Genomic DNA, 20,438 nt, shown 5'->3' on the forward strand with positions numbered 1-20,438 from the left:
CTTATTTTGGCAAAGCGTAGGCGACGAGGGAATCGCCAAGCTTCGTACCCAGGAATTTGTGCCCGCCCGCAGCGATCACGACATATTGGCGGCCATCCTTCTTCAACCGGTAGGTCATCGGCGTGGCCTGCCCGCCTGCAGGCAGGCGAACGCGCCAGACGACTTTGCCGGACGTAATGTCATAGGCCCGCAGATAATTGTCCGTGGTGGCGCCAAGGAACACCAGTCCCGAAGCCGTGACGACGCTGCCGCCAAGGTTCGGCACGCCCAGCTTCAGCCACATGGGCGGCGGCGCCTGATCGCGCGTGGTGCCAAGCGGCACGTTCCATAACGTCTTGCCAGCCTTCAGGTCGATCGCGGTCAGGCGTCCCCAGGGCGGCCGGTTGCACGGCGCACCGAAGGGAGACAGCATGGGCTTCATCTGCAGGCCGTAGGGCGCGCCCTTGGTCGGCAGGATAGCTTCCCCGGCGGCGGTGCGGGACGCAATCTCGGCCTGCGGGATCAACTTCATGATCGCGCCCACCTGCGTCGTGTTGGCGATCAGGATGCCCCGCTGTGGATCGACGGTTATGCCACCCCAGTTGGACGCGCCCTCAAAGCTTGGCCATTGCAGCCACCCCTTTGTCGAGGGAGGGGTGAAGACGCCCTTATAGTTCACGGATCGGAACAGCTCCCGGCACTTATATTTGTCATAGGGGGTAAAGCCCCACATATCTTCTTCGCGTAGGTCCGGATCGCGGATGATGAACGCCGGATTGGCGGGGAATGGCTGGGTCGGCGACAGCTTTTCGCCCGGCACCTTGCCCTCCTGCGGTACGGGGCGTTCGACCACGGGGAAGATCGGCTTGCCGGTGCGCCGGTCGAGGATGAAGATATGCCCGACCTTCGTGGTCTGCACGAGCGCCGGGACAGACCCGTTCGCCGTGGGCAGGTCGAACAACACCGGCTGCGCGGGAATGTCATAATCCCACACGTCGTTATGAACCGTCTGGAACCGCCACTTGACCTGACCGGTCGTCCCATCGAGCGCGACTACCGAACTTGCATAATAGTCGAGGCCCGCCCGGTTGGCGGCATAATGGTCGGGCGGCGCGTTGCCCATCGGCACATAGACAAGGTTGAGCTTGGGATCGACCGCCATCGGCGCCCAGCTATTGGGCGTCCTCCGGACGAACTGCTCGCCCTTCGGCGCATTCTGCGCATCGCTCATCCCCGGCGGCAGGCCGTTCCAGGACCAGAGCGGCTTGCCCGAATGAATATCGAAGGCGCGGATCGCCCCGGCGGGCATGTCCACCCGCATATTGTCGGTGAGCCGTCCGTTCACGACGATGGCATTGCCGATGACGACGGGCGGTGAAGAGATGGAGAGGTCTCCCCGCTCGATCTTGCCAAGGCCCGGTTTCAGATCGACCACGGCGTTGCGGCCGAAGGAGCGGCACTCTCGACCCGTGGCGGAATCGAGCGCCACCAGCCGCCCGTCCAGCGTCCCGGCAAAAATCCGTCCCGCGCATTCAGCGCCCGGTGGCACGCTTTCGTCACGCGCATAGGTGACGCCACGGCAGTTCAGCAAATAGGTGCTGAAATTGTCCGAGCTTGGCTGCTTGGCCCAGATTTCCTTGCCGGTTTCCGGGTCCACCGCCGCGATCCGGCCATTGCCAGAGCAGAGATAGAGCCGGTTTTCCGCAATGATCGGCGTCGCCTGAAATGTCGGGGAAAGCGGCTCCGGCGCCGTGACCATGCCGATATGATAGGTCCATGCAGGCTTCAGCGCCCGGACATTGTCAGGCGTGATCTGCGTCAGCGGCGAGTAGCGCGTCCCGCCTGCGTCACCGCCATAATAGCTCCAGCCCGCCGTCGGCCCGGAATAATCGATCGCTGGCTTGGCCCGGAACAGGTTGGCGCTATAGGCCCAATATCCCCCGCCTAGGACGGCAATGGCGCCAGCACCGATCAGAACTGCACGGCGCCAGCCACGACTGCCTCTTTTCCCCCGCGTCCCATTGCCGCCGCCCAACGAGGCAGGCTCCGCATCCTGAAAGGAAAGGCGTGTATCAGTCCGGTTCATATGGCCTCGATCATGGATATTTGCGGACCACAGCGCACATTCCCACGCTGGTTCCGTGTGAATATGGGCCAGGCATTCACCCGGCTATTGCGTTAACCGCCTGCGCAGCACCGCGCATCGCGCCTTCGATATAGCCAATCCCCTTGGCATCGCCGACGACGTGAACGGTAAGGCCCTGCTCCCGCAATTGATCGGCGAGCGTCAGGTCACCCGTCGCGCCCTTAGCAACGATCACATGGTCGGCGGCGGCGGCCTGCTCCGCTCCTCCATTGTCCATGAAGCGAACCGCGTTTGGTTCGATCCGGACGGCGCTGGCCCCCGGATGGAGCTGAACGCCATGTTCCTTCAGTTCCGCAAGCAACCGCATCCGGCGGACGATCGTCAGACCGGCGCCAAATCGCGGCGCGTCGTCCACCACTACCACCTGGCGTCCACGTTCGTTCAGGAACTCCGCCAGCTCCAGGCCGACCAGTTCGCCCCCAATGATGACGATCCGCTTGCCGAGCGGCATCCATTGGTGCGTCGCCTTGCGCACGAAATCGAGATTGGCGGTCATGCCTGTCATGGAGCCGAGCTTCGTCGCCGCTCGGGTCAACAACCCGGTCTTGCGTTTGAGTTCATCGGAACTTTGACCCAGCACCATCCGCCGCATGTCCTCGCCGGAGAAGACATGCGGCAAGTCATTCCCTGCGATGTCCGGCATGCCGCGCACGGCACCCGTGGCAACGACGACCGCATCAGGCTGAAGCGTTTTCAAAAGCTCCGGCGTCGCCCGCGTGCGCAGCCGAACATCGACCTTTGACGAAGCGATCTGCCGTTGCAGCCAATCGAGCAGCCGTTCATTCGCCGGATAGGCCAGCGCCGCGAAGCGCAACGTTCCGCCCAGCAATTCGCCTTGTTCGAGCAGTATGACCTCATGCCCCAGTGCGTCCAGCCTGCGCGCCGCTTCCATCCCGCCCGGCCCGCCGCCAATGACGACGATGCGCTTGCCACCAGAAGATGGCGCGTCTGAACGCAGATATTCAAAGCCCGTCTCGGGATTGACCGCGCAACGCAGCGGATCGCACACATAGATGGCGCTGATGCAGGTATAGCAATAGATGCAAGGCAGGACATCGGCGGCCCTGCCTTCGGTCAGCTTGCGCGGCAGGTGCGGATCAGCCAGCAACTTGCGGCCCATGGAGACAAAGTCGATCTGCCGGTTCGCAATCGCCTTATCGCCAACCTCAGGCTCGATCCGGCCGGACGCGATGACCGGAATGCTGATCGCAGCCTTGATCTGCGCGGCATAGGGAAGGTTCACCGCCGGTTCGTGCGGCGTGTGCGATCCTGAATGGAGCTTACCCTGCGCCGTGTCGTGATAGGCCGTCACCGTAATCGCGTCGGCGCCCGCCGCTTCGGCCATGCGCGCGACCTGCGCGGCGTCCTCGATCGTCAGCCCGCCCTTCTTCCCCACCTCGCGCGAGTCCAGCTTGCACCAGACGGGGAAATTCGGCCCCACGGCCTGCCGCACCGCCTGAATGACCTCCACCAGGATGCGAACCCGGTTCTGCAACGGCCCGCCATAGGCGTCCGTCCGCCGGTTCGATTTGGGCGAGATGAAGGAGGACAGAAGATATCCGTGCCCGCCATGGATCTCGACGCCATCGAACCCGGCGCGCTTCGCCCGGTCTGCCGCAGCGGCGAACTGGCCGACGACCGTCTGGATGTCTTCAAGCGTCATTTCCTTGAAGCTGACGCCCTGAATCTTGCTAAACGGCGCGACGGCGAGTTCTTCAAGGAGGAACGCCTCTGTAAAGTCGCCTTCCGGCGCCTCGGGCAGCGATGGACACCAGACCGGCCGACCGCCCAGCATGTCCTCCATCGCGACAAGGCCGCCATGATGGATTTGCGGAGCGATCTTGGCCCCATGTTCGTGGACCGCCTCCACGAGCGCCGTCAGTCCCGGCAGGAAACGATCATCGGAAATCGCGATCTGGTTGACCTGATTGCCGCCCACCGGCCAAGCCACGCCCGCGACGCCGGTGATGATCAGGCCAACGCCGCCCTTCGCCTGCTCCTCATGATAGCGGATGACTCGCTCGCCACAGTGGCCATCGGCCTCGGCAAGGCTCGCGCCCATTGCCGTCACGGCGATGCGGTTGCGCAATTCCATGCCGCCGATCCGGCCGGGCGAAAGAAGATGTCGATAAGAATTCGAGGCCATTGAAGTCGTCGCCCGTAGCATGAAAACGCCCGCGTGCCGAAGCCTACCCCAAGCGCAGGCAGGTAATCAGTCCCCTTTCATATCGGGAAGCGCGCATAATTATGCCGATCGATCATCCTTCATCGGCCGCCTTTACATGGCATCGGATCGACGCCTGATATTTCCATCGCTATGGCTCAGGCCATGAGCAGCGAGAATCCTGAATCTTGCCCGACCGAGGTGGAGGGGCCGTCCCCCGCTCCTCGCGCTGTGGGGCGACCGCGCCGCTTGACCTTGGCCCAGATCCTGGACGCAGCGATCGAGATGGGCCTCGACGGCTTGAGGATCGCAGCGCTGGCCGATCGGCTCGGCGTCCGCCCGGCGGTGCTGTACACCTATGTCACGGGCCGCAAGGAATTGGTGCGGCTTGCAGCGCAACGCGCTTCGGGAGCCGCCACCTTCCCGGAGGATGAGGGCCAATCCTGGCGCGAATATGCCACCCAATATGCCGAAGCGCTGCACAAGCTGGTGGAGGAAGGACAGCTGGTCTCTACCCTTGTCAGCGGCAATCTGGGACCAGCGGTCGAGATCGACAGTTCGGAGCAATGGCTGCAAATCATGCTGGCACGCGGGTTCGACTTGCCCGACGCGCTGGACCTGCTGCGTTCCATCGACCTAATCGTGCTTGGGGGTGCATTCCTCTCTTCCTACGCCCGTGCGGTTGCAGGCGGCGAAGCGGAATATCGCGACGCCGTGCGCACTTCAGTGGGGCAGCGTTCGGCAGAGGACGTGCCGATCATCGCAGCCAATCCTGACGACTATGCCGATACCGCCCTCCCCCGCTGGCGCGCCACACTGGCGCTGGTGCTCGACGGAGTGGCTGCACGGCGCGGCGAATAGTCGAACATATTTTCGGAAATTATTGCCAGCGAAGCGGTGATGAGATATTCCCGTATTCAGACCCTGCCGTTCGCGCCGGGAAATTGCTTGCTGGAGAGAGCCTATGCCCGCCGATGTTGCTTCCACTTTCCTGCCCGTCGCGCCGCCCAGGATCGTCGACAATCTTTATACCGAAGACCAACATCAGCGTGTTCTGGACGTCGTCCGCCGGGAAGGTCCCTGGTCGCTGATCCTGGCGCAATATTTCGCCTCGCCAGAGGAAGTGATCGCGACCTCCACCGGCTCCATTCCGGAAGGCTTCACGCCGACCTGGGACATGTTCATGAACCCGGTGTTCCGCGGCTACCTCGCCGACAATGGCGTCAATCGCTATCCGGAACTAGACGACTGCTTCTATAACAAGAAGTTCCTCGACATGGCGCGCGGCTATTGGAACACGCCCTATGTCGAATGTGACCAGTTGATGTTCAACATTCAGGGTCCAAGCTCGGCGGGCGGATCGCCGCATGTCGACGGCACGCACTTTCGCGGCCTGTACGAGGTCAACTGCCCGATCTGGCTGCTCAACATCATGGCCAAGTCTGGGCTGTTCAGGCGCTGGCAGGCGAAGAAGGCGCAGGTCATCGCCTGGTATTATCAGGGTGCGATCGGCGGCGGCTTCCACTATTGGCCGAACGGGCCGCAAAATGACCCCGTCTCATTGGAGGCTCCCATGTGGGGACGCGGCGTCGTCGTAGAAAATGAAATGATGTTCCACACCGCGCAGGGCTGCGGCCCGGTGGATCAGCGGAAACCGGCGGGCCTCGCGATCAACTCGACCATGTCGGCCGATCCCGATGTCGCTGGTGGCTGGCGCATCATGACCGGTGACGATGTGGTGGCCAAGATTCCGGAGCAGGAATTCCGCCTGCTTCTCCACTGGAATGCCCAGGTTTACACCGACCTTAACGACCTGCGGATCGCGCGCGACCATAGCGACGACATCACGACCGACATGGCGTTCGAGATATTCGTGAAGGACCTCCGCGCGCGCGGTGAAATCTTCGAAATGCCGAGCGATCCGCTGCACGACACCAATTTCATTCGCCTGCTAACCCGTGTCTATGATGTGGGAACGCCCAAGGGTGTGCCGCAGGACCCGGTCGAGCCACGTCTGGTCGCCTGACTTTCCAAACTTCGCGGGCGCTTCAACCGATGGAAGCGCCCCCGCCTAGGAGCTCTTCCGATCTTTCCCGCAGCATATCGGACACTGCCAGGATGCGGGCGAGCTTCGTCATTTCCGGATGCGTCACCAGCCAGAAGGAACGCGCAATCTCCACCTCTTCCGGGAAAAGCCGCACCAGCTTCTCGTCATCGGCAACGATGAAGTCCGGCAGCACGCCGATCCCGGCGCCATCCAGTATCAGCTGGCGCTGCATGCCGATGCTGCTCGACCGGAGCGACGCTTCCAATCCCGCATAGACCTCGTCCAGATAGTCGAGTTCTGGCGAATAGAGAAATTCGGGGACATAGCCGATCAGCACATGCTCATGCAGCCGCTCGCGCGACACTGGAGCACCCCGCGCCGCGAGATAGCCGGGCGACGCATAAAGGTGCAGTTTGTAATCAGCCAGCTTTCGCACCGCCAAATGTCCCCGCTGCGGCCGCGCCAGCATCACCGCCATGTCCGCTTCCCGCTTGGAAGGGTTGAGAAATCCTGACGCGGTGATCACATCCAGCCGTATTCCCGGGTGGCGGGCGTGAAATTCGGGGATTGCAGGGGCCAATATCCACCGGCCAAAACCCTCGGCGACTGACACGCGCACCTGACCGTTCAGGCTATGCCTCTCCCCCTTCACATCGACGATCGCGGACATCGCTGCGCTTTCGATGCTTTCGGCATGGCGGAGCAAGGCGGCGCCATGTTCCGTAAGCGCCCTCTCCGCGCCCGTCTGTTCGAATAATTGCGCATCGAGCGCCTGCGACAATCGCCCCAAGCGCCGGGAAATCGTCGTCGCATCAATGCCGAGCGCCCGCGCCGCCGGAGCCACCTTCTTCAGCCGCGCAACCGTCAGGAATATGCGCAAATCATCCCAATCGAACATCACACGACATCCATGCAAAAATGCAGATCAACTCTGCAACAAAGGGGAATTGAATGCATTATCGCCTTTCGGCATGATAAGGCAAATCTCATCGAGAGGATGCCATGCGCGAAATTTCCCACAAGCTCGCCTTTGCTCACGACAGCGGAGCGCCGCGCTACAGTGATGTGTTCAATCCCAATGACGGGCAGGTGCAGGCCCGTGTCGCCCTGGGCGACCGTGCCCTCCTCGACCGTGCGGTAGAGGCGGCGAAAGCGGCGCAGCCCGCCTGGGCGGCAGTCAATCCGCAGCGGCGCGCCCGCGTCATGTTCAACTTCAAGACGCTGGTCGAGAAGAATATGGACGAGCTGGCGCATCTGCTTTCGTCCGAACATGGCAAGGTGATCGCGGATTCGCGCGGCGATATCCAGCGCGGGCTGGAAGTCATCGAATTTTGCTGCGGCATCCCCCATGCGCTGAAGGGCGAATATACGCAGGGCGCAGGTCCGGGCATCGACGTCTATTCCATGCGTCAACCGATCGGCATTGGCGCGGGCATCACGCCCTTCAACTTCCCCGCGATGATCCCGCTGTGGATGTCAGGGGTCGCCATCGCGACAGGCAATGCCTTCATCATGAAGCCTTCCGAGCGCGATCCGTCCGTCCCCGTCCGCCTTGCCGAACTCTTCCTTGAAGCCGGTCTGCCCGAAGGCATTCTACAGGTCGTGCAGGGTGACAAGGAGATGGTCGATGCCATCCTCGATCACCCGGACATCGGCGCGATCAGCTTTGTCGGCTCATCGGACATCGCCCATTATGTCTACAAGCGTGGCGTCGACAACGGCAAGCGCGTCCAGGCGATGGGCGGCGCGAAGAACCATGGCATCGTCATGCCGGACGCCGATCTCGACCAGGTCGTCAACGATCTGTCCGGTGCGGCCTTCGGTTCGGCTGGCGAACGCTGCATGGCGCTGCCGGTCGTCGTGCCGGTGGGCGAGAAGACCGCCCTTGCCCTTCGCGAGAAGCTGATCCCCGCCATTCAAGCGCTGCGCGTCGGCATTTCGACCGATCCCGAAGCCCATTATGGCCCGGTGATCAACGCCGCGCACAAGGCTAAGATCGAAAACTATATCCAGATGGGTATCGATGAAGGCGCCGAGCTGGTGGTCGATGGCCGCGGCTTTACCCTGCAAGGGCATGAGCAGGGCTTCTTCGTCGGCCCGACGCTGTTCGATCAGGTCAAGCCCAGCATGCGGACCTATCAGGAAGAGATTTTCGGTCCCGTGCTGCAAATGGTGCGCGCCGAAAGCTTCGAGGACGCGCTCGCCCTCCCCAGCCAGCATCAATATGGCAATGGCGTCGCGATCTTCACCCGCAACGGCCATGCCGCGCGGGAATTCGCCGCGCGGGTGAATGTAGGTATGGTTGGCATCAACGTGCCGATCCCGGTGCCGGTCGCCTACCACACGTTCGGCGGCTGGAAGCGTTCCGCCTTTGGCGACACCAACCAGCACGGCATGGAAGGCATCAAATTCTGGACGAAGGTGAAGACCATCACCCAGCGCTGGCCCGATGGCGGCGCGTCTGGCGACAGCGCCTTCGTCATCCCCACCATGGGGTGACAGCCGCGAAGGGAGAGCGCATGCTCTCCCTCACACGCCAGCGGCACGCCATCGCCGCAACAGGATGCATGATGACCCAGTTCGACCTTACCGACGACCAACGCCAGATCCAGGACATGGCGCGGCGCTTCACCGCCGACGCGATCACGCCGCACGCAGCCGAGTGGGATGAGAAGCACATCTTCCCGCGCGACACGATCCGCGCGGCGGCTGATCTGGGCTTTGGCGGCATCTATGTGTCGGAAGAGTCGGGCGGCATCGGCCTTGGCCGTCTGGAATCCGCGCTGATCATGGAAGCTATGGCCTATGGCTGCCCGTCGACCAGCGCGTTCATATCGATCCATAACATGGCCGCCTGGATGATCGACCGCTTCGGCGCGCAGCCGGTCAAGGACAAATATCTACCCTCGATGGTGCCGATGGAACGGATGGGCAGCTATTGCCTGACCGAAGCCGGATCGGGATCAGACGCCGCCGCGCTCAAGACACGCGCCGTGAAGGACGGCAGCGACTATCTCGTCACTGGATCAAAGCAGTTCATTTCCGGCGGCGGCGAGAACGACATCTATGTCACAATGGTCCGGACAGGCGAAGACGGTGCCAAGGGCATCAGCTGCCTCGTCATCGAAAAGGATATGCCCGGCGTCAGCTTCGGCGCGCAGGAACGCAAGCTCGGCTGGCATTCACAACCCACCGCGCAGGTCAATTTCGACAATGTCCGCGTGCCCGCGGAAAATCTTCTGGGCGCGGAAGGCGAAGGCTTTCGCATCGCGATGATGGGCCTTGACGGCGGACGGCTCAACATCGGCGCCTGCTCGCTGGGCGGGGCGCAGCGCTGCCTGGACGAGGCCATCGCCTATACCAAGGACCGCAAGCAGTTCGGGCAGGCCATCGCCGATTTCCAGAACACGCAATTCACCCTGGCCGACATGGAGACGGAGCTTCAGGCGGCGCGCGCGCTGCTCTACATGGCGGCGATCAAGGTGACGGAGAACGCGCCGGGCAAGACCCGCTTTGCCGCCATGGCAAAGCGGCTCGCCACCGACGCCGGGTCCACCATCGCCGACCGCGCGCTGCAATTGCATGGTGGCTACGGCTATCTGATGGACTATCCGGTCGAACGCTTCTGGCGCGACCTGCGCGTGCATTCGATCCTGGAGGGCACGAACCAGGTGATGCGCATGATCGTTGCGCGCGACCTGCTGCGCCCATGAAGGCGGCCAGACAATCAACAGAAGGAAGTCGGCATGACTGAGACTATCGCCTTCATCGGCTTAGGCAACATGGGTGGCGGAATGGCCGCCAATCTCGTCAAGAACGGCTTTGCCGTGCGCGCCTTCGATCTTTCCGACGCGCCCCTCGCCAAGGCCGAGGCGGCAGGCGCGACCCGCGCGAGCAGCGCGGCCGAAGCCGTCGCGGGGGCTGATGCAGTGGTCACGATGCTACCAGCCGGCAAGCATGTCGAAGCGGTCTATAATGACGAGGTTTTCGGCACGGCAAAGGCAGGGGCGCTGTTCCTCGACTGTTCGACCATCGACGTGGCGACCGCTCGCCGGGTCATCGCCGCAGCGAAGGCAAAGGGTTTCCTGATGGCCGACGCGCCGGTCTCCGGAGGGATCGCCGCTGCAAATGGGGGATCACTAACCTTCATGGTGGGCGGCGACGATGAAGCCTTCGCCAAGGCAAAGCCCATCCTGTCCGCCATGGGCAAGGCCGTGATCCACGCCGGTAGTGACGGTAACGGCCAGGCCGCCAAGATCTGCAACAACATGCTGCTCGGCGCGACCATGGTGGCGACATGCGAAGCCTTTGCCATGGCGGAGAAGATCGGGCTCGACGCCCAGACCTTCTACGATATCTCCAGCGTTTCGTCGGGACAAAGCTGGTCCATGACAAGCTACTGCCCGGTGCCCGGCGTTGGCCCGCAATCGCCCGCAGACAACGGTTATAGTGGCGGCTTTGCCGTTGCCCTGATGCTGAAGGACCTGAAGCTCGCGCTGGAGGCGGCGGCCTCCGTCAACGCCAGCGTGCCCATGGGCGCGCAGGCGGAAAGTCTTTATCAGTTGCTGGCCAACAAGGGCGAAACTGGTCAGGATTTCTCTTCGATCATCAAATTCCTGTCCTGATCAGCAGATAAGCCGCGCAGCCGCCAAGCCCAGTGACCCTCCCGATGCCAATGCAACTGAACGCCTCGCCTTCCGTTAACAAGGAAGGTCGTAAAAAAAAATGAGGCAAATCAATGCGGATGGAAAGCGCCACGGGCTGGTCGGCAACCTATAGCTACTCTCCACTATATAGGGAGGATGAGCCCAATCATTGTCCCGGATGTGACAGGCAACATTGGATTATAGGGCGAATGACTGCCGAATGCGTTTTCTGCGGATCGGCCATGCCCCTTGAAAACTTCAGCACCTATAGCGCGTCGCCACGGATCGAGTGCCGCAATCACTTGGCGGACGAACTACCTGAATATCTGCGGCCCGTCGCCTGAACCGTGCCACGGGCCTCCAATTCACCCGTATGATCTGAAGCGCAAAAAGCCCCACCTCCGGAAAAGAAGGCAGGGCAGTTTGGGTCGCACTGCAGGATAACCTGCTCTCAGCTAACCAGCTTTGTAGGGCTACGGTTCCGGCTGCGAACCGTCCGCAAAACTTGCGCATAGTTCCACACTTTTGAATTGTCCCGAAAGCTCGGGCGTTTCACGCAAGGTATAACCAATGCTATAATCAGAAATATCATGTCGCTCGCTGAACTTTCCTGCGCTCAGCCGCGTGCCACCGCCTCATTGGTCGCGGCATAGCTGCGCAATCCGGACCATGCTGCAAGGGCGGCGATTAGCGACGCACATAGGCCGACGGTCGCCAGCGCGGGGCCAATCTGACCACGGCCGTCGAACAGGGCGCTGTCTATCAAGGGCACGATCGCTGTGCCCAGCGACAAACCGACTAGACTATTGGCAAGAAGGAACAGCGCTGCTCCCGTCGCGCGCATGCTGGGTGGCGTCGCAAGTTGGATCGCAGCCAGCGAGCAACCAAAATAGCCGTTGAAGCAGAAGGTCAGCACTGAAAAGAGCAACAGCAGCAGCGTTGAGGAAGGCATAACCGGCGCAAGCGTCGCCGGAATAACGCACAGAAAGGCGACGATCATTGTCATCCTCAAATTGGCGTCTCTCACCCCTTTAAGCGAAAGCCTTTCCGCCGCGAAACCGCCCGCCAATGACCCCAAACTCCCGAGCAGCAGGTAGATCAATCCCAGGCGGAGCGAAGCCTGCCCGGGCGTCATGTCAAAGGTCCGGATGAGCAATGTCGGATACCAGGCCGACAGTCCATAACCCATGATCCCCAGCAAGGTCGAATTGGCATAGATCGCTGCGAATGTCCGCCAATGCGCGCGCAGGTGAGAGAGCGCCGCGCCAAACGGCATGCCCGCCTCCACCCACCCTGCGCGGCGTGCCGGTTCTCGGGCCACAACGACCAGCGCCGTCACCAACAGGCCGGGCAAAGCCACCAGCAGGAATGCCGCCCGCCAAGTAGGCATGGGCCCGATGCCGGGCAGCACCAGCGTACCCTGCGCCGCGACCATATCGACAACCGCGCCCCCGACCAGCAGCGCCAGCCCGCCGCCAATGGTGATGCCCAGATTATAGATTGCCATCGCCCGGGAAAGCTGTGCTGGCGGATAGGCATCACTCAGCCAGCTGTGCGCCGAAGGGGATAACGATGCCTCCCCCAAACCGACGCCCATGCGCGCGACGAACAGATGTGCATAGCTGCCCGCAAAGCCACAAAGTGCGGTGCAGGCGCTCCAGAACAGAACGCCCACGGCGATGATCCGGCGGCGGCTGATCCGATCGGCCAGCATTCCGATGGGAATGCCGACCACTGCATAGAGCAGTGCAAAGGCTAATCCCTGAAGCAACCCGACCTGCAAATCGCTGAGGCCCAGATCCTGTTTGATCGGCTCGACCATCAGGCTCAATATCTGCCGATCGACGAAGGAAAGGATGTAAGCGACGAGAAATATGCCGAGCGCGACATGGCCTTGCCTCAGGCTGGCCCTGCCGCCCGCGACGGCAGAATGTTCATGGCTCAATTCCTCATCCCCTCGTCCCATGCATTTATTTTCTGTTTGACCGCCCCCGATGCCGAGGGAGCTCTTTCTAAACCCGCAGAACGATCTTCCCGATAGACGCGCCCTTTTCGACCAGCTCATGCGCGGCCTTAAGGGTGGCGGCGCTCATCGGTCCTAGATCGCGCGTCATCGTTCCCTGCAAAACCCCTTCATCCACCAGCCGCGCAATCTCCGACAATATGCGATGCTGCTCGATCATGTCCGGGGTTTCATAGATGGAACGCGTGAAAACACCCTCCCACGCGACCGTGATCGACTTTTGCCGGAGGGCGACTATGTCGAAGCTCTTTACGTCGTCGATAACCGCCAGGCTTCCTTGAGGCGCGATGATGCGGGCATAGGCTGGTAGATGCTGTCCGCTCGCAGCCAGACTTGCCACAAAGTTGACCGCCTTGACGCCGATCGCGGCTAGCCCTTCATTCAAGGGCTTGCGGTGGTCGATCACATCATGCGCGCCCATCTGCTTCACCCAGGCGATGGTTTCCGGGCGCGAAGCGGTAGCGATCACGCGCAGCTTGGTCAGCTGCCGGGCGAATTGCACCAGCATCGAACCAACGCCGCCAGCGCCGTTGACGATCAGGATCGTCTGCCCTTCGCCTCCGCCCTGTGACACACGTAAACGATCGAACAGCAGCTCCCATGCCGTAAGCCCGGTCAGCGGGAGCGCAGCCGCCTGCGCGAAATCGAAGGAACGCGGCTTTTGGCCGACGATCCGTTCATCGACGACATGCAGTTCCGAATTGGTCCCCGGCCGCTTGATGGTGCCAGCATAGAAGACTTCGTCATCCGGCGCGAAAAGCGTGACGTCAGCGCCGATGGCTTCCACCACGCCCGCCGCGTCATAGCCCAGAACCACCGGCTCCTCAGCGGGCTTGGCGCCGCCGCGCACTTTCGTATCGACCGGATTTACGGACACAGCACGCACGCGAACGAGCAGATCGCGAGGGCCGGGCGACGGATCGGCGACCTCAATGTCGATCAGCGAGTCCTCCCGCTCCAGCGGGCCGCCTTGCCTGAATCCCACCGCCTTCATCCAGCGCCTGCCTCTCGATAGTTGATCTCAGGGCGAGAGGCTTATTGTTGCTACACGGAAAAGGGAAGGCGCCAATGCGTCAGGCGAGCTCAAACGCCATCGCTGTTGCTTCGCCACCGCCGATGCACAGGCTCGCCACGCCGCGCTTGAGACCGCGCTCCTCCAGCGCACCCAACAGAGTAGCAATGATCCGCGCGCCCGAAGCCCCGATCGGATGCCCCAGCGCAGTCGCTCCCCCGTTCACATTCAGCTTGTCGGCGGGAATGCCAAGATCCTTGGCCGCGATCATCGCAACAACAGCGAAGGCTTCGTTCACCTCGAACAGATCGACGTCAGCCACGGACCAGCCAGCCTTGTCCAGCAGCTTGCGTATCGCTGGAACGGGTGCGGTGGTGAAGCGGGCCGGTTCATGGGCATGCGCCGCGCTGGCCACAACCGTAGCAATCACCGGCAGGCCCATACGCTCCGCCACACTGCGCCGCGTCATCACCAGCGCCGCGGCCCCGTCGGAGATGGACGAACTGTTCGCTGCCGTGATGGTGCCATCGGGGACGAAAGCGGGCTTTAGCGAGGGGATCTTGTCCGGACGGGCCTTGCCCGGCTGCTCGTCGGTATCCACCAACGTATCGCCGCCACGCCCGGGCACCGTCACCCCCGCAATCTCACGCCGGAAAGCACCGCTCGCGATTGCCGCCTGCGCCCGTTCCAACGATCGGATCGCATAGCCGTCCTGCTCCGCGCGCGTGAACTGATAATCACGCACCGCTTCCTCAGCGAAGACACCCATCGCCTTGCCGGGCTGATAGGCATCCTCCAGCCCGTCCATCATCATCGTGTCGATGATCCGGTCGTGACCAATACGTGCGCCGGACCGGTGCTTGGGCAGCGCATAGGGCGCGTTCGTCATGCTTTCCATGCCACCCGCCACGATCAGGTCGGCCGCGCCTGCCTGCAAAGCTTCCTGCGCCATGATGGCAGCCTGCATGCCCGAACCGCACATCTTGTTGACGGTGGTCGCCTCTGTATCGAGGCCAAGGCCCGCGCCCAACGCCGCCTGCCGCGCGGGCGCCTGCCCCAACCCCGCTGGCAGGACGCAGCCCATGTAGATGCGGTCGATGACGTCCATGGGCACACCCGCGCGCTCCACCGCCGCCTTGACCGCAGCCGCGCCGAGATCGGTCGCCTTCAAAGGCGAGAAGATACCCTGAAATCCACCCATCGGCGTGCGGGCATAACCAGCGATGACAACAGGATCATTCTGCATGATAATTTCCTTCAAAGGCCAGCCAGGGTTGGCGCGGCGGCACACTGCCGATAAAATTATATAGGTGCGCGCCTATGATCATGCACCGCCGCCCTTGATCAACGTCATGCGCAAACACTGGCATACCAGCTCGTCCCGCTGGTTCAGCAACCGGTGCGAAAAAGTGACGACGCCCGAACCCGGCCGGGATTTGCTCGGCCGTAACTCCATGACTTCGGTCTCGGCGCGCAACGTGTCGCCCAGGAATACGGGCTTGGGCATGACGAGCTTGTCATAGCCCAGATTGGCGATCAGCGTCCCCAGCGTGGTGTCGCCCACGGACAGGCCAATCATCAATGCAAAGGTGAAGGTGCCGTTGACCAGTATCTGGCCAAATTCGCTCGCCTTGGCCGCTTCGACATCCAGATGCAGCGGCTGCGGATTATGCGTCATCGTCGAAAAAAGCAGGTTATCGGTTTCCGTAACCGTCCGCCGGATTTCGTGAACAATGGTCTGCCCCACTTCCCATTGTTCGAAAAACTTCCCCGCCATCAACCTGCCTCCGCTTTTGCTATTTTGACGAGCAGCGTACCTTCACTCACCTGCCCGCCTTCAACGCCGTGCAGTTCGACGACTTCCCCATCGAACGGCGCGACAAGGCCATGTTCCATCTTCATGGCCTCCAACGTCAACAGCTTCTGCCCCTTCGTCACCCTGTCGCCCGCCGCGACGGACACGGAAATGATCCGCCCGGGCATCGGCGAGAGGATAGCGCCATCGGACGCCTCACCGCCTCCCAGCCCCGCAGCTCGCCAGGGCGTCAGCTGCCAGCTTTGGCCGCTTTCCGCGACGATCACACTGCGTCCAGCCTTGGCCCCGATCGAAACCCCCAGCACAACTTTCACCGGCGCTCCATCCAGCAGGAACCAGCCGTCGCGCCGCACCTCCGCATTCAGGCGAAAGCCCGCCATCGGTCCCGGCGCCGCGAGTCTGGACACCGCATCCTCCAGAGCCGCCGTTGAAGGCGAAGCCGCTGGCAACAGCGCCTCCCCCTCACGCCCGATCAGCCCGGTATCTACCCGGCCGTCAGCGAAATCCGGATGTCGGAGCGCCTTCGCCAGAAAGCCCGCATTGGTTTTGAGCGGCCAAATGACCGTCTCCTCAAGCGTCTGCGACAGGCGCAGCCGGGCCGCATCGCGATCTGGACCCCAGGCGATCAGCTTTGCGATCATCGGATCGTAGAAGGACGATATCTCCGCCCCCTGCTCCACCCCGGTATCGACACGATAACATGGTCCGACATGGAAGCGGTCGAGCCTGCCGATCGAAGGCAGGAAACCCTTCGCAGGGTCCTCAGCATAAAGGCGCGCCTCCATCGCCCATCCGTTGATCGACAATTCATGCTGGGCCTTGGGCAAAGGCTCGCCCGACGCCACCCGTAACTGCCATTCGACCAGATCCTGCCCGGTAATCTCCTCTGTCACCGGATGCTCGACCTGAAGGCGAGTGTTCATTTCCATGAACCAGATGCGGTCGGCCCTGAGCCCTTCGGAGCCGTCGGCGATGAACTCGATCGTCCCCGCCCCGACATAATCGACCGCCTTGGCCGCGCGCACGGCCGCCTGGCAGATCGCCTGCCGCGTCTGTTCATCCATGCCCGGCGCGGGCGCTTCCTCGATCACCTTCTGGTGCCGCCGCTGCAGCGAGCAGTCGCGTTCGAACAGGTGGACGACATTACCCTGCCTGTCGCCGAACACCTGCACCTCGATATGGCGCGGGTTCGTCACCCATTTTTCCAGCAGCACCTGATCATTGCCAAACGATGACGCTGCCTCGCGCTGGCAGGACAGCAGGGCGTCCGCAAAGTCGGCCGCGCTATCGACCTTACGCATTCCCTTGCCGCCGCCGCCAGCGACTGCCTTGATCAGTACAGGATAGCCGATAGCGTCCGCCTCGGCTTTCAGTCTGTCGGGACTCTGATCCTCCCCCAGATAGCCGGGCGTCGTCGGCACGCCCGCCTCGCTCATCAGCTTCTTTGCTGCATCCTTGAGGCCCATGGCCGTGATGCTGGCGGGATTGGGTCCGACCCATATCAGCCCCGCGTCTATCACCGCCTGCGCAAACTCAGCGTTTTCCGAAAGGAAGCCATAGCCGGGATGAATAGCCTGCGCGCCCGTTTGCCGGGCAGCTTCAATGATACGCTCCCCCAGCAGATAGCTTTCGCGCACAGGCGACGCGCCGATATGCACCGCCTCGTCGGCCGAACGCACGTGCAATGCATCAGCGTCGGCGTCCGAATAAACGGCGACGGTGCGGATACCGAGCCGCCGCGCGGTGCGGATGATCCTGCAGGCGATTTCGCCACGATTGGCGATGAGAAGAGACCGGATCATCGCCATCACATCCGAAACAGGCCGAAAGACGGCCGCTCGGCGACAGGAGCGTTCAGCGTCGCTGCAAAGGCAAGGCCCAGCACATCGCGGGTCTGCGCCGGATCGATCACCCCATCATCCCACAGGCGGGCGGTCGCATGATAGGGATTGCCCTCATCCTCATATTTCTGGCGGATCGGCGCCTTGAAGGATTCCGCTTCCTCCGGCGACCATTTCGCCGCGTCCCGATGGACCGTCGCCAGCACACTCGCCGCCTGCTCCCCGCCCATGACGGAAATGCGGCTATTGGGCCAACTGAACAGGAAGCGCGGGCCATAGGCCCTGCCGCACATGCCATAATTGCCCGCGCCAAAGCTGCCGCCGATCAGAACGGTGATCTTGGGAACGCTGGCCGTCGCGACCGCTGTCACCAGCTTGGCCCCGTTCTTCGCAATGCCCTCCGCCTCATATTTACCACCCACCATGAAGCCGGAGATGTTCTGGAGAAACAGCAGCGGTATGCGCCGCTGGCAGGCCAGTTCAATGAAGTGCGCGCCCTTCACCGCACTCTCGCTGAACAGCACGCCGTTATTCGCCAGGATCGCGACCGGCATGCCCCAGATATGCGCAAAGCCGCAGACCAGCGTCGTCCCATACAGCGCCTTGAACTCATGAAATTCGCTGCCATCGACGATCCGGGCGATCACTTCGCGCACATCATAGGGCGCGCGGACATCCTGCGGCACGATGCCATAGAGTTCCTGCGGATCATATTTGGGCGGCACGGGCTCGCGCATATTGATGTCGATCGCCGGTGCTGGCTGAAGCGTCGATACAATGTCCCGCACGATGCTCAGCGCATGCTCGTCATTCTCCGCGACATGATCCACCACGCCCGACTTGCGCCCATGCAGGTCGCCGCCGCCCAGATCCTCGGCACTGATGACCTCGCCCGTCGCCGCCTGCACCAGCGGCGGCCCGGCCAGAAAGATCGTCCCCTGATTGCGCACGATCACCGTCTCGTCCGACATGGCAGGCACATAGGCCCCGCCCGCCGTACAACTGCCCATCACGCAGGCGATCTGCGGAATGCCGCGCGCGGACATCTGCGCCTGATTGTAGAAGATGCGCCCGAAATGCTCGCGGTCGGGGAATACTTCCGCCTGATTGGGCAGGTTCGCACCGCCGCTATCGACCAGATAGACGCAGGGCAGCCGGTTTTCGAGCGCGATCTCCTGCGCGCGCAGGTGCTTCTTGACGGTCAGCGGGTAATAGGTGCCACCCTTCACCGTGGCGTCGTTGCAGACGATCATCACCTGCCCCCCTTCGACACGGCCGATGCCCGTTATCAGGCCAGCGCCCGGCACTTCGCCATGATACATGTCATTGGCCGCAAGCTGGCCGATCTCCAGAAACGGACTGCCTGCATCCAGCAGCCGCTCGACCCGCTCGCGGGGCAGCAGCTTGCCGCGCCCGACATGCTTGTCCCGCGCCTTGGCCGGTCCACCCATCGCCGCAGCGGCGACCTTCGCTCGCAGTTCCTCCACCAACGCCCGATTATGGACAGCATTGGTGCGAAATCCTTCCGCTTCCGGCGACAGCTTCGTGTCGAGCGCTGGCCCGCTCATGCGCCGATCAGCTCACGGCCGATCAGCATGCGGCGAATCTCGTTGGTTCCAGCGCCGATGTCCAGCAGCTTGGCGTCCCGCATATAGCGTTCCACCGGCCAGTCCCTGGTATAGCCCGCCCCGCCCAGCGCCTGCACCGCTTCCAGCGAAACCCGCACCGCATTCTCGCTCGCCAGCAATATCGCCCCCGCCGCATCGAAGCGCGTCGTCCTGCCCGCGTCACACGCCCGCGCCACCGCATAAACATAAGCCCGCGCCGAATTGAGCGCGACATACATGTCTGCCACCTTGGCCTGCATCAACTGGAATGCGCCAATCGGCTTACCGAACTGTTGGCGCTCCCGGACATAGGGCACGACCGTGTCGAGGCATGCCTGCATGATACCAAGCTGAATGCCCGCCAACACGGTCCGCTCATAATCCAGACCCGACATCAGCACGCCCGCCCCGCCATTCAGCGGACCCATGATATTCTCTTCCGGGACTTCGCAACCCTCGAACACCAGTTCCGCAGTCGGCGACCCGCGCATGCCGACCTTGTCGATCTTCTGCCCGATGGAAAAGCCCTTGAAGCCCTTCTCGATCAGGAAGGTCGTTATCCCCTTCGACCCCTCCCCCGTCCGCGCATAAACGACGAGCGTGTCAGCATAGGTAGCGTTGGTGATCCAATATTTGGTGCCGTTCAGGATATAACGGTCGCCCTTCTTCTCCGCCTTCAGCTTCATCGAAATGACATCGGACCCCGCCCCAGCTTCCGACATGGCAAGGCTGCCGACATGCTCACCGGAAATCAGCTTGGGCAGATAACGCGCTTTCTGTTCGGCATTGCCCCAGCGGCGGATCTGATTGACGCACAGGTTCGAATGCGCCCCATAACTGAGCCCGATGGAGGCGGAGGCCCGTGCGACTTCCTCTTGCGCGACCACATGTTCTAGATAGCCGAGGCCAAGGCCACCGTCCTCCTCCGCAACGGTAATGCCGTGCAGGCCAAGCGCGCCCATCGCGGGCCACAGTTCGTCGCGCGGAAACCAGTCCTCCGCATCGATCCGCGCCGCAAGAGGCGCGATCTGCTCCATGGCAAAGCGGCGGGTCGTTTCCTGGATCATCTGGGCATTGTCACCCAGCGCGAAATCGAAGTCGGGCGTCATGGCCTCTCCTGAATGTCTTACGCTCTTCTACCATGCCCTAGGACGGCT

The 20,438-nt window shown here is 62.4% G+C and carries 15 protein-coding genes; 5 read left to right on the forward strand and 10 right to left on the reverse strand.

Annotation, left to right across the window (positions count from 1 at the left end; all coding sequences use genetic code 11):
* Position 1: 1 nt before the first annotated feature.
* Positions 2–2,065 (reverse strand): pyrroloquinoline quinone-dependent dehydrogenase, encoded by a 2,064-nt coding sequence (locus ACZ5YV_RS14500; protein ID WP_464789777.1) that lies wholly within the window; start codon positions 2,063–2,065, stop codon positions 2–4.
* A 76-nt stretch (positions 2,066–2,141) separates the two neighbouring features.
* Positions 2,142–4,271, reverse strand: coding sequence for an oxidoreductase (locus ACZ5YV_RS14505; protein ID WP_464789778.1), 2,130 nt, complete (start codon positions 4,269–4,271; stop codon positions 2,142–2,144).
* A 183-nt stretch (positions 4,272–4,454) separates the two neighbouring features.
* Here ACZ5YV_RS14505 and ACZ5YV_RS14510 point away from each other — a divergent pair, with 183 nt between their 5' ends.
* A complete protein-coding gene (locus tag ACZ5YV_RS14510; RefSeq protein ID WP_464789779.1) occupies positions 4,455–5,150 on the forward strand; it encodes a TetR family transcriptional regulator in 696 nt (231 codons plus the stop codon).
* A gap of 103 nt (positions 5,151–5,253) precedes the next feature.
* Positions 5,254–6,315 carry a hypothetical protein gene (locus ACZ5YV_RS14515; RefSeq protein ID WP_464789780.1) on the forward strand — a complete coding sequence of 354 codons (1,062 nt, stop codon included), beginning with the start codon at positions 5,254–5,256 and terminating at the stop codon, positions 6,313–6,315.
* A 22-nt stretch (positions 6,316–6,337) separates the two neighbouring features.
* Here the strand turns inward: ACZ5YV_RS14515 and ACZ5YV_RS14520 are convergent, their stop codons facing one another.
* On the reverse strand, positions 6,338–7,234 hold the full coding sequence (locus ACZ5YV_RS14520) for a LysR family transcriptional regulator (RefSeq protein WP_464789781.1): 897 nt from the start codon (positions 7,232–7,234) through the stop codon (positions 6,338–6,340).
* A 104-nt stretch (positions 7,235–7,338) separates the two neighbouring features.
* Between ACZ5YV_RS14520 and ACZ5YV_RS14525 the strand changes: the two genes are divergently transcribed.
* The 3 genes from ACZ5YV_RS14525 to mmsB all read left to right on the forward strand — a co-directional run bounded on the left by ACZ5YV_RS14525 (position 7,339) and on the right by mmsB (position 10,961).
* Entirely contained in the window at positions 7,339–8,835 is a 1,497-nt protein-coding gene (locus ACZ5YV_RS14525) for a CoA-acylating methylmalonate-semialdehyde dehydrogenase (protein WP_464789782.1), read from the forward strand.
* Between the two features lie 68 nt (positions 8,836–8,903).
* Entirely contained in the window at positions 8,904–10,049 is a 1,146-nt protein-coding gene (locus ACZ5YV_RS14530) for an acyl-CoA dehydrogenase family protein (protein ID WP_464789918.1), read from the forward strand.
* A 33-nt stretch (positions 10,050–10,082) separates the two neighbouring features.
* Positions 10,083–10,961: a 3-hydroxyisobutyrate dehydrogenase gene (gene mmsB, locus ACZ5YV_RS14535; RefSeq protein WP_464789783.1), complete on the forward strand. Its 879-nt coding sequence runs from the start codon at positions 10,083–10,085 to the stop codon at positions 10,959–10,961.
* Positions 10,962–11,598: 637 nt separating this feature from the next.
* On the opposite strand, the gene ACZ5YV_RS14540 is transcribed toward mmsB, so the two are convergent.
* The 7 genes from ACZ5YV_RS14540 to ACZ5YV_RS14570 all read right to left on the reverse strand — a co-directional run bounded on the left by ACZ5YV_RS14540 (position 11,599) and on the right by ACZ5YV_RS14570 (position 20,390).
* Positions 11,599–12,927: an MFS transporter gene (locus ACZ5YV_RS14540; RefSeq protein WP_464789784.1), complete on the reverse strand. Its 1,329-nt coding sequence runs from the start codon at positions 12,925–12,927 to the stop codon at positions 11,599–11,601.
* A 67-nt stretch (positions 12,928–12,994) separates the two neighbouring features.
* Entirely contained in the window at positions 12,995–13,999 is a 1,005-nt protein-coding gene (locus ACZ5YV_RS14545) for a zinc-binding alcohol dehydrogenase family protein (RefSeq protein ID WP_464789785.1), read from the reverse strand.
* Positions 14,000–14,078: 79 nt separating this feature from the next.
* On the reverse strand, positions 14,079–15,263 hold the full coding sequence (locus ACZ5YV_RS14550; RefSeq protein WP_464789786.1) for an acetyl-CoA C-acyltransferase: 1,185 nt from the start codon (positions 15,261–15,263) through the stop codon (positions 14,079–14,081).
* A 78-nt stretch (positions 15,264–15,341) separates the two neighbouring features.
* Positions 15,342–15,794 (reverse strand): MaoC family dehydratase, encoded by a 453-nt coding sequence (locus ACZ5YV_RS14555; RefSeq protein WP_464789787.1) that lies wholly within the window; start codon positions 15,792–15,794, stop codon positions 15,342–15,344.
* Positions 15,794–17,635, reverse strand: coding sequence for an acetyl/propionyl/methylcrotonyl-CoA carboxylase subunit alpha (locus ACZ5YV_RS14560; protein WP_464789788.1), 1,842 nt, complete (start codon positions 17,633–17,635; stop codon positions 15,794–15,796). The genes ACZ5YV_RS14555 and ACZ5YV_RS14560 overlap by 1 nt, the downstream gene beginning before the upstream one ends.
* A gap of 5 nt (positions 17,636–17,640) precedes the next feature.
* On the reverse strand, positions 17,641–19,242 hold the full coding sequence (locus ACZ5YV_RS14565) for a carboxyl transferase domain-containing protein (protein ID WP_464789789.1): 1,602 nt from the start codon (positions 19,240–19,242) through the stop codon (positions 17,641–17,643).
* The gene (locus ACZ5YV_RS14570; protein WP_464789790.1) at positions 19,239–20,390 is read right to left on the reverse strand and encodes an acyl-CoA dehydrogenase family protein; all 1,152 of its coding nucleotides are present in this window, start codon (positions 20,388–20,390) and stop codon (positions 19,239–19,241) included. The genes ACZ5YV_RS14565 and ACZ5YV_RS14570 overlap by 4 nt, the downstream gene beginning before the upstream one ends.
* Positions 20,391–20,438: the final 48 nt, after the last annotated feature.

Source organism: Sphingobium sp. TomTYG46 (assembly GCF_055396345.1).

Coding starts and splice junctions, on each gene's coding strand:
- ACZ5YV_RS14560 (WP_464789788.1), bottom strand. CDS start 17,635: ATGATCCGGTCTCTTCTCATCGCCAATCGTGGCGAAATCGCCTGCAGG.
- ACZ5YV_RS14515 (WP_464789780.1), top strand. CDS start 5,254: ATGCCCGCCGATGTTGCTTCCACTTTCCTGCCCGTCGCGCCGCCCAGG.
- ACZ5YV_RS14525 (WP_464789782.1), top strand. CDS start 7,339: ATGCGCGAAATTTCCCACAAGCTCGCCTTTGCTCACGACAGCGGAGCG.
- ACZ5YV_RS14555 (WP_464789787.1), bottom strand. CDS start 15,794: ATGGCGGGGAAGTTTTTCGAACAATGGGAAGTGGGGCAGACCATTGTT.
- ACZ5YV_RS14550 (WP_464789786.1), bottom strand. CDS start 15,263: ATGCAGAATGATCCTGTTGTCATCGCTGGTTATGCCCGCACGCCGATG.
- mmsB (WP_464789783.1), top strand. CDS start 10,083: ATGACTGAGACTATCGCCTTCATCGGCTTAGGCAACATGGGTGGCGGA.
- ACZ5YV_RS14520 (WP_464789781.1), bottom strand. CDS start 7,234: ATGTTCGATTGGGATGATTTGCGCATATTCCTGACGGTTGCGCGGCTG.
- ACZ5YV_RS14565 (WP_464789789.1), bottom strand. CDS start 19,242: ATGAGCGGGCCAGCGCTCGACACGAAGCTGTCGCCGGAAGCGGAAGGA.
- ACZ5YV_RS14500 (WP_464789777.1), bottom strand. CDS start 2,065: ATGAACCGGACTGATACACGCCTTTCCTTTCAGGATGCGGAGCCTGCC.
- ACZ5YV_RS14530 (WP_464789918.1), top strand. CDS start 8,904: ATGATGACCCAGTTCGACCTTACCGACGACCAACGCCAGATCCAGGAC.
- ACZ5YV_RS14510 (WP_464789779.1), top strand. CDS start 4,455: ATGAGCAGCGAGAATCCTGAATCTTGCCCGACCGAGGTGGAGGGGCCG.
- ACZ5YV_RS14570 (WP_464789790.1), bottom strand. CDS start 20,390: ATGACGCCCGACTTCGATTTCGCGCTGGGTGACAATGCCCAGATGATC.
- ACZ5YV_RS14545 (WP_464789785.1), bottom strand. CDS start 13,999: ATGAAGGCGGTGGGATTCAGGCAAGGCGGCCCGCTGGAGCGGGAGGAC.
- ACZ5YV_RS14505 (WP_464789778.1), bottom strand. CDS start 4,271: ATGGCCTCGAATTCTTATCGACATCTTCTTTCGCCCGGCCGGATCGGC.